Here is a 9,251-nt window from a genome sequence, read left to right as displayed (position 1 = left end):
CATTAATTCAATCTATTTTAAATGCTATAACCTTAATAATTATTATGCTTATAGGAATTACTTTGGTTTCTTATGTAGTATTGTTATTAAAAGATAAAGTTGTGGGACTTAATTTTGACATCGATACATCTAAAATTAAATATATGAAAAGTAAGTTTACGAATCTAGCAGGTAAACAACTTGCTATTCTATTTTCTATAATGCTTCTTTTAATAGCTGTAAGTTATATTTTAAAGGCTTATTATCTTGTTTATAGCCCAAGAGGTATAGCATTTGGGGCAAGTTATACAGATATAAAGGTAACATTACTTTTTTATAGGTTAATCACCATTGTAGCAATGATTTTTTCTATACTTGTATTTATTAATGTAAGAAAACATAAATTTAAGCCAGTGTTTATATCTATAGGAGTAATTGTATCTCTTGTAGTGTTAGAGAATGTTGCAGCTATAGCAGTTCAGAGATTAGTTGTAAAAGCTAATGAGATGGATTTAGAGAAGCCTTATATACAACATAATATAGACTTAACTAGAAAGGCTTTTAATATAGATTCTATTGAGGAAAGGCCATTTGATGTAAAAAATGATTTAACAAAAGAAGATGTAAAAAATAATAAGGATATATTTGATAATATAAAAATAAATTCCGTTAAGCCAACATTAAACTTTTATAATCAAGTTCAAGTTATAAGATATTATTATAACTTCAATGATTTAGATGTAGATAGATATAAAATAAATGGAGAATATAATCAAGTGTTTATAGCACCTAGAGAAATTAATACAGATGCTATAGAGCCTAATACTTGGATAAATAGACATTTAAAATATACCCATGGCTTTGGTATGGTAATGAATAAAGTTAATTCTGTAACACCACAGGGACAACCGGATTTTATAATAAAAGATATACCACCAGAAAATAGTACAGACATTAAATTAGATAATCCAAGAATATACTTTGGAGAAAATACGAATTATTATGCTATAACAAATACAGATACAGAAGAGTTTGATGCGCCTAAGGGTGGAGAGAATCAAACTAATAAATATGATGGTAAAGATGGAGTAAAGCTTAACTGGATAAATAGAATTCTTTTTGCTTTAAAAGAAAAAGACATTAATATTATATTATCTAAGGATATTAACAAAGAAAGTAAAATGTTAATGAATAGAAATATAATGGATAGAGTAAAGACAATAGCTCCTTTCTTAGAATATGATGAGGATCCGTATACAGTTATAAATAATGGTAAGTTGTATTGGATGATAGATGCTTATACAACATCTGATAAGTTTCCGTTTGCGGAGCCATATAAAGGAATTAACTATATAAGAAACTCTGTAAAGGTAATTGTAGATGCCTACGATGGGACTGTAGATTATTATATTGTAGATAATAATGATCCATTAATTAAATGTTACGCTGATATCTTTAAAGGATTATTTAAAGATGTTTCTGAGATGCCAGAAGGATTCAAAGAGCATTTTAAATATCCACAAGAATTATTTAAGTTACAAAGTAAAGTTCTAGAAAAGTATCATATGACTGATCCATATATATTCTTTAATGGAGAAGATTTATGGCAAGTGTCTAAAAATGGATTAAACCTTACAGATAATGCTGATATAACAGAAGAGGAAGATAAATCAGGGGAAATACCTTATATAGTAACAAGACTTCCAGGTGAGGATAAAACTGAAATGGTAATGCTTGATTACTTCAATATGAAGGGAAAACAAAATATGGTATCTATATTATCAGCTAAAATGGATGGGGAGGACTATGGAAAGCTTACATTATTTAAGTTTCCTCCACAAAAAACTATATATAGCCCAATGCTATTTAATAATACTATAAGGCAAGATGATTATATTTCTAAGGAAATAAAGCTTTGGCAATCTAATAATTCAGATGTAATACTAGGAGAGACTGTAATAATTCCTATAAATAATTCTTTGTTATATGTAGAACCATTATATATTGTAGCAAGTAACTCCAGCGGTATACCAGAAATGAAAAGGGTTATAATGTATAATGGAGATAAGGTAGTAATAGAAGAGAGCGTAGATAAGGCGTTAAATGCTCTATTCAGTGGAGATACATCAATTAGCAATAAACCAAAAGAAGATAATAAAGATACTATAGATATGGATAGTTTAAATAAAGCAAAAGAGGCTTATAATAAAGCCATAGAGGCACAGAAAAACGGTGATTGGGCAAAATATGGAGAATACATTAAAGAGCTTGGAGATATTCTTGGCAATATAGAGTAAAATTTTATAATAAATAAAATATATTTTAGTTTTAAGATTAGGCACAGGGATACTGTGTCTAATTTTAATGATTTAAATTTTTATAGGTCATTAATTATTTTATTACTATCTTTAATATGATAGAATTTATTACAGAAGAAGTAAAAAAGGAGGGAGGATACCTCATGGATTATGATATTCTTATATTGGGTGGAGGGCTTATAGGCTGTGCAGTAGCTTATGAGTTATCTAAATACAATTTAAATATAGCTTTAATAGAAAAGGACTATGATATAGCAGATGACATAGCTTTCATTAATACAGCTATAGTATATGATGGAATAGAAACAAAGGATGATCTTATGGCAAAGCTTGAGGTAATAGGTAATGGGATTATTGATAAGCTTAGCAATAAATTTGATATACCATTTAAGAGAACAGGCTCTTTAATTATAGCAGAAGATGATAAGCAGGTTGAAAATATAAAGCATATTTATAACAGAGCTAAAAAAAGAGGGATAGATGGAATAGAATTAATAGATTCTAATAAAATTAAAGAATTAGAGCCAAATATAAAATCAGAGGCCAAAATGGCTATATATTCAAATAATACAGGGGTCATATGTCCTTATGATTTAGCCCTAGCTTATGCAGAAATAGCTTTTGATAATGGTGTTAATTTTAGATTAGAAGAAGAGGTTTTGGATATTCAAAAATCCACTAAAGGATTAAGGGTATCAACAAATAAAAATAAATTTACTAGTAAAATAGTTATAAATACAACTCCCTATGAAAATTATGATATAGAAACTTCTATGGATGAATTTAAAGAAAGTGAAAAGATAACTTATTTTGTACTAGAAAAGGAGTATAAAGAACACTTTAATCACATTATATACTCTATGGGAGAGGATAAAGATAAGTTTTATGCTATACCATCACTAACTGGAAACACGATAACAGCAGTAAGTGGAAAAGAGAAAATACACGTAAGTTATGGAGTAGATAGAATATCAGAAGTTATTAGTGAAATAAATTTAGAGGGTGTAAATAATATTTATCATGATTACATATACAATGATATGATAATGGTAGAGGATTCAGATATAGAAAAAAGAGGATATATAAAAATAACAGGTAAGAATTTTAGTGAAGTAACCATAACACCAGCTATAGCAAATATGGTATGTGAAACGGTTATTAATAACTTAAAGTGTACTGAGAAAAAGAATTTTATAGATAAGAGAAGAGATTTTTATAGGTTTAAAGAAATGAACAATGAGGAGATAAATGAACTTATAAAAATAGATCCTAGATATGCTAATATAATATGTTTATGTAATCAAATAACTGAGGCTGAGATAATAGATAGTATAAGAAGACCATTAGGTGCCAGAACTGTGGAGGGAATAAAAAGAAGAACTGGAGTTACCTTTGGAGGATGCCAAGGATCTTATTGTTTAATTAGAATAATTTCTATATTAGCTAGAGAAACTAATAAGAAACTTACTGACATAGTAAAGGATTCTAAAAATTCTAAAATGATAAAGTCTAGAATAAAAGAATTTGATGAAGTATAAGAGGAGGGTCTGAATGTACAAAGCTTCTATATGTGAAGGGTGTCATAAGAGCTGCGTAATTCATATATATAAAGACAAAGATTATATAGATATATATGGAAATGAATGTGAAGTGGGTTTAGAATATGGAAAATTTAAGAGCCAAGAAGATAAAGATATATTCACAACTATAATAAGAATTAAGGGCTCTGAAAAGCATAAAGTTGTACCAGTAAAAAGCTCTAAGGAAATAGATAGGTCTTTATGGGTAGAATGTTCTAAGGCTCTTAGTAGAATATATGTAGGACCACCTATAAAAATAGGTGATATAATTTGTAAGAATATCTTAAATACAGAAGTAGATATAATAAGTTGCAGATCTATAGAAAGAGATAAACATGATTAATAAATATATCAGAGTTTTTGCACTTGAAATTTCTTTGGGTTGTAAGCCTATGGATTTATCTGATGGTTACAAACTGTAACACCCCCATCCTCTTAAAAGGTGGGGGATAACAGTTGCTACGCCCCTAGATTAACTCATCTAAATCTTCAGGTGGGGGAAAGAACATCACCTGAAGGAAGATTCGTTCTATAAGACTTAATAAATAATAATTAACTTTGTATTGACACTAAGATTGGTGTATAATATAATGAATGGTAATAAAATTCAATATATGTAAAACCGTTGAAGAGGCTAGTATTAGGATGCTGAGTTTAAAGAGAGTTAGTGGTAGGTGAGAACTAACACTTAGGTCTTAAGAATCCACCTTGGAGGGACTGTGATTAAGCAGTACGATAAAATCGTTAATATATATAAGAGAGTTAAAGTAATATTATATTATTTTAATTAATTAGGGTGGTAACGCGGAGTCAATTCGTCCCTTGTGGGGATGAAATTGGCTCTTTTTTATTTGTAAATAAATATATCAAATAAAATTTAAATATTGAAATTATCTAGGAGTGTAACGTCTCAATGATCCAACTTATAATGAGAGGGAGTATTAGAGGTTGTACGCATAGGATAAAACTTTAGAAAAATATTAAGGAGGAATATATATGTTAGATATTAAAAGATTAAGAAACAATTTAGAAGAAATAAAAGTGTTAATGGAAGATCGTGGAGAAGATTTTGATGTAAGTCAACTAGATGAAGTTTTAAAATTAGATGATGAGAGAAGAAGTATTTTAGTTGAAGTAGAGGCACTAAAGGCTAAGAAAAACCAAGTATCTAGTGAAATCCCAAAATTAAAAAAGGCTGGAGAAGATGTTGCACCTATAATGGAAGAGATGAAAGTAATAGGTGAGGAAATTAAAAACTTTGATACAAAGTTATCTGATATAGATGAAAAGAGTAAGGCTTTAATGCTTACAATTCCTAATATACCAAATATAGAGGTACCTAAAGGAGATACAGATGAAGATAATGTAGAAATAAGAAAAAACTTAGAGCCTATTAAGTTTGATTTTGAAGCTAAAGCTCACTGGGATATTGGAACAAATTTAGGTATATTAGACTTCGAAAGAGGTGGAAAGATAACAGGATCTAGATTCACTGTATATAAGGGATTAGGAGCTACTTTAGAAAGAGCCATAATAAACTATTATTTAAATACTCATACGAGAGAAAATGGATATGAAGAGGTATTTGTTCCATTTATAGTTAATAGAAACTCTATGACAGGAACAGGTCAGTTACCTAAGTTTGAGGATGATGCATTTAAACTTGAAAATAATAATGATTACTTTTTAATACCAACAGCAGAGGTTCCTGTTACTAATATGTATAGAGATGAAATATTAAGTGGAGAAGTACTTCCAATAAATCATGTTGCATATAGCGCATGTTTTAGAGCAGAAGCAGGATCAGCTGGACGTGATACAAGAGGTCTTATAAGACAGCATCAATTTAATAAAGTAGAGCTTGTAAAGTTTACAAAGCCAGAAGAGTCATATAATGAGCTTGAAAAACTTGTATGTGATGCTGAATCAGTTTTAAAGGGACTTGGTCTTCCGTATAGAGTAGTAAAGATATGTAAAGGTGACTTAGGATTTACAGCAGTATTTAAATATGATATAGAGGTATGGATGCCAAGTTATAATAGGTATGTAGAAATATCAAGCTGTAGTAACTTTGAAGACTTCCAAGCTAGAAGAACCAATATAAGATATAAGGAAAATCCAAAGGATAAGCCAAAGTTTGTTCACACTGTTAATGGATCAGGAGTAGCAATAGGTAGAACATTAGCAGCTATACTTGAGAATTTCCAAAATGAAGATGGAACAGTATCTATACCAGAGGTTTTAATACCTTATATGGGAACTGATGTTATAAAGAATAAATAGAAGATATTTAAATTAACTATGATATAGAGGTTATCTTCTATGTCATAGTTATAAATATATAGAAACTTTAGTAAGTTATAGATATTAAAATATAAAATCCTTCCTCAATTTTATATTAAATTAATTTATGGAATTACCAAGTTAATTTTAAAGCTATGTATAGCTTAAAAAAATAATGAAGCAAAATAAAAATCATAAGTATAAGTTAAGATTTAGGCTAAAAACCCTATAGTAATTTAAGGTTATACAGTACAAAAATTCAATATCTAAAAGCTAATAACTTAAAGATGCTAATGTAATTAGCATAATTAGTTAAGCTAATAAATAAAAACATTAAAAAATAGTTGACACAATATAATAGTATTGATATAATTATATATGTTAAAGGCATGGAGAGATGGTCGAGTTGGTTTAAGGCACCGGTCTTGAAAACCGGCGTGCATGTGAGTGCACCGTGGGTTCGAATCCCACTCTCTCCGCCATTTTTTTTATGGAGAACTACTCAAGTGGCCGAAGAGGCGCCCCTGCTAAGGGCGTAGGTCGGGAAACCGGCGCGAGGGTTCAAATCCCTCGTTCTCCGCCAAAAGCATCTAACTTTTGTTAGGTGCTTTTTTGTTTTTTTATAAAGAATATGTTAATTAAGACCATTGATATTTGAAAAGTAATTAGTAAGGGGGACTAGTAAAAATGAATTTAATAGTTGAAGAGTTTTGGAAGAAGTTTTGCGAAGAAAATAATTTAAAAAACAGTAATTATGTAGATGCGTTCCAATTTGGATCAGACGCAGAGTGGTTATCCGATCTTGTAGTTAAAGGTAAGAAAACAGCAACAACATCTGGATATGTATTTTATGAAATGGAAAAAGAACCTTTACCACAAAAAGGGCAATTTTATATTGTATTAAATTCAAATGACACACCTGTAGCAATAATACAAATTGAAAAAGTTGAAGTACTGCCTATGAATGAAGTGAGTGAAGAATTTGCATTATCTGAAGGCGAAGGTGACTATGAATTTTGGTGGAATGCACATGAGAAATTTTTCAAGGAGCATTTAGCACCATATAACTTAGATTTTCAACCAAATATGTTAGTGGTTTGCGAAACATTTAAAGTGGTTTTCAAATAAAAGTAATTCAGCATTTAGATTAGTATAAAGAATGCTATATATAAAATTAAAATACTTATTGCTCCTTATAACAATATATGGTAATATATATAAAATTAAATTGGGGGGAGTTAATATGTATATTGGAGAAAAAGTTTTATTAAGAGCATATAAAAGTGATGATATTGAAAAGGCATATGAATATGTCAATGATGCAGAACTTATTAGATATTTATCTCCGGATGTACCATTTCCTATGACTTATAAGGAAGAAAAGGAATGGATAGAAGGTCAGGGAAAAAATAAAGAGGGAACTTACAGTTTTGCTATAGAAGACCTAGAAAGTGGGAAATATATAGGTGGTTGTGGAGTAGATAAAGTAAATTGGCTTACAAGAGTAGCTACTGTTGGTATAATGATTGGAGATAAAGATTATTGGGGAAGAGGTTATGGAACAGATGCTATGAATACCTTAATAAAATTTATATTTAGTAATATGAATATAAATAAGATAAAGCTAGTAACCTTCTCTTTTAATGAAAGAGCTCAAAGGTGTTATGAAAAGTGTGGATTTAAGGTAGAGGGTATATTAAAAGAAGAGATATTTAAAGATGGTCAATATTATGATTCAATAATAATGGCTATTTTTAAAAATCAGTGGGAAAAAGAAGAGTCATAAATATATTATTTAGAATATTAAAAAATAAATGGTTGACATAGTAGCTGGTAATTGTTATAATAATTTTTGTAAACGGAGAGATGGTCGAGTTGGTTTAAGGCACCGGTCTTGAAAACCGGCGTGCATGTGAGTGCACCGTGGGTTCGAATCCCACTCTCTCCGCCATTTTTTTTATGGAGAACTACTCAAGTGGCCGAAGAGGCGCCCCTGCTAAGGGCGTAGGTCGGGAAACCGGCGCGAGGGTTCAAATCCCTCGTTCTCCGCCAGAAGCATCTAACAAAAGTTAGGTGCTTTTTTATTATATAAGAATATATATTCTATGTAATAACTGATTTTATAAATTTTAGCTTAAATTTTGACTTATATCTGAATGTATAGTGTTCACAGGATAAAACTATAACTTATACATAACTCTAAACGCTGATTAATCAAGAAAAAATTTTATGGATAAGTTACTCATTAAGGTATGAAACCTATAACATATTTAACTATATATAATAAAAGCTTATTTGAGTAATTATATTAAAAAAGTAATATAATTAACTTAGAAGCTTTTTTTTTATAAAACTACATAAATAAGATAAATAGTTTAGGAGGGATTGTAATGCTAAAAGGAGATAAAATTTTATTAAAATCTATAGAAAGAAGAGATATACATGTATTTTATGATATATGGTGTGATGAGGAAGTGAGAAAATATGATGCAACATCCTTACTTTTACCTTCTAAAGATTTTTTACTTGAGAATTTTTCAAAGTTTGTGGCAGGATCTAAAAAGTATTTGTCAATAATCAATGAAAAGAATGTACTTATAGGTTATATTACTTATGAAGAATCAGGGGATTTAACGGGGACCTATACTTTAGGCATTACCTTAGGAAAGAACTTCTGGGGCAGAGCATATGGAACTGATGCCATGAAAACCTTGTTAAAATATTTATTTTTAAGTAAGGCAGCTCATAGGGCTGAACTTGAAGTAGTTGAATTTAATGAAAGAGCTATAAAGTGTTATAAGAACTGTGGATTCAAAGAAGAAGGGCGAAAAAGAAAAAGATATTTTTCTGCAGGAGCATATAGTGATGTAATAATAATGGGTATAATCAAAGAAGAGTACTTTGAATTACAAGGAGTTAAAATATCTTTATAGGGTTACTATATCTATTCTTAAGGCGAATATGGCTTTAAAGCAATAGAAATCATAAATATAAGCTAAGGATTCAATTAGGAAGTTTATATTGAAACTTTATAGGATCCTAAGTAGGGATAGTAACTTAAATTTATAATAGTAATTTTATGAGGTGATAA

The 9,251-nt window shown here is 29.5% G+C and carries 7 protein-coding genes, 4 tRNA genes and 1 other annotated feature; all 11 genes read left to right on the top strand.

The annotated features are described in order from the left end of the window. On the top strand, window positions 1-2,276 hold a 2,276-nt coding region (locus AB2369_RS00730), incomplete at its 5' end, for a UPF0182 family protein (RefSeq protein WP_367664551.1). Between the two features lie 164 nt (window positions 2,277-2,440). After that, complete coding sequence (locus AB2369_RS00725) at window positions 2,441-3,835, top strand: NAD(P)/FAD-dependent oxidoreductase (protein WP_367664550.1); 1,395 nt, start codon at window positions 2,441-2,443, stop codon at window positions 3,833-3,835. 13 nt (window positions 3,836-3,848) lie between these two features. Further along, on the top strand, window positions 3,849-4,220 hold the full coding sequence (locus tag AB2369_RS00720) for a DUF1667 domain-containing protein (protein WP_367664549.1): 372 nt from the start codon (window positions 3,849-3,851) through the stop codon (window positions 4,218-4,220). Window positions 4,221-4,493: 273 nt separating this feature from the next. Further along, window positions 4,494-4,703, top strand: a binding site (T-box leader). Window positions 4,704-4,873: 170 nt separating this feature from the next. Continuing rightward, on the top strand, window positions 4,874-6,160 hold the full coding sequence (gene serS / locus AB2369_RS00715; RefSeq protein ID WP_367664548.1) for a serine--tRNA ligase: 1,287 nt from the start codon (window positions 4,874-4,876) through the stop codon (window positions 6,158-6,160). 391 nt (window positions 6,161-6,551) lie between these two features. Next, window positions 6,552-6,642 (top strand) — tRNA-Ser (locus tag AB2369_RS00710). 10 nt (window positions 6,643-6,652) lie between these two features. Continuing rightward, window positions 6,653-6,743, top strand: a tRNA-Ser gene (locus tag AB2369_RS00705). A gap of 104 nt (window positions 6,744-6,847) precedes the next feature. Beyond that, window positions 6,848-7,288, top strand: coding sequence for an ASCH domain-containing protein (locus tag AB2369_RS00700; protein ID WP_367664547.1), 441 nt, complete (start codon window positions 6,848-6,850; stop codon window positions 7,286-7,288). A 115-nt stretch (window positions 7,289-7,403) separates the two neighbouring features. Beyond that, window positions 7,404-7,946, top strand: a complete 543-nt coding sequence (locus AB2369_RS00695; protein WP_367664546.1) for a GNAT family N-acetyltransferase — start codon at window positions 7,404-7,406, stop codon at window positions 7,944-7,946. A gap of 74 nt (window positions 7,947-8,020) precedes the next feature. Next, window positions 8,021-8,111 (top strand) — tRNA-Ser (locus tag AB2369_RS00690). Window positions 8,112-8,121: 10 nt separating this feature from the next. Next, window positions 8,122-8,212 (top strand) — tRNA-Ser (locus tag AB2369_RS00685). Between the two features lie 338 nt (window positions 8,213-8,550). Beyond that, window positions 8,551-9,093, top strand: coding sequence for a GNAT family N-acetyltransferase (locus tag AB2369_RS00680; protein ID WP_367664545.1), 543 nt, complete (start codon window positions 8,551-8,553; stop codon window positions 9,091-9,093). Window positions 9,094-9,251: the final 158 nt, after the last annotated feature.

Origin of the sequence: Clostridium sp., assembly GCF_040797585.1 — a bacterium.
Classification (GTDB): Bacteria; Bacillota; Clostridia; order Clostridiales; family Clostridiaceae; genus Clostridium_Z.
The sequence above is the reverse complement of the archived record's forward strand: the minus strand, read 5'-3'. Positions and strand labels throughout refer to the sequence as shown.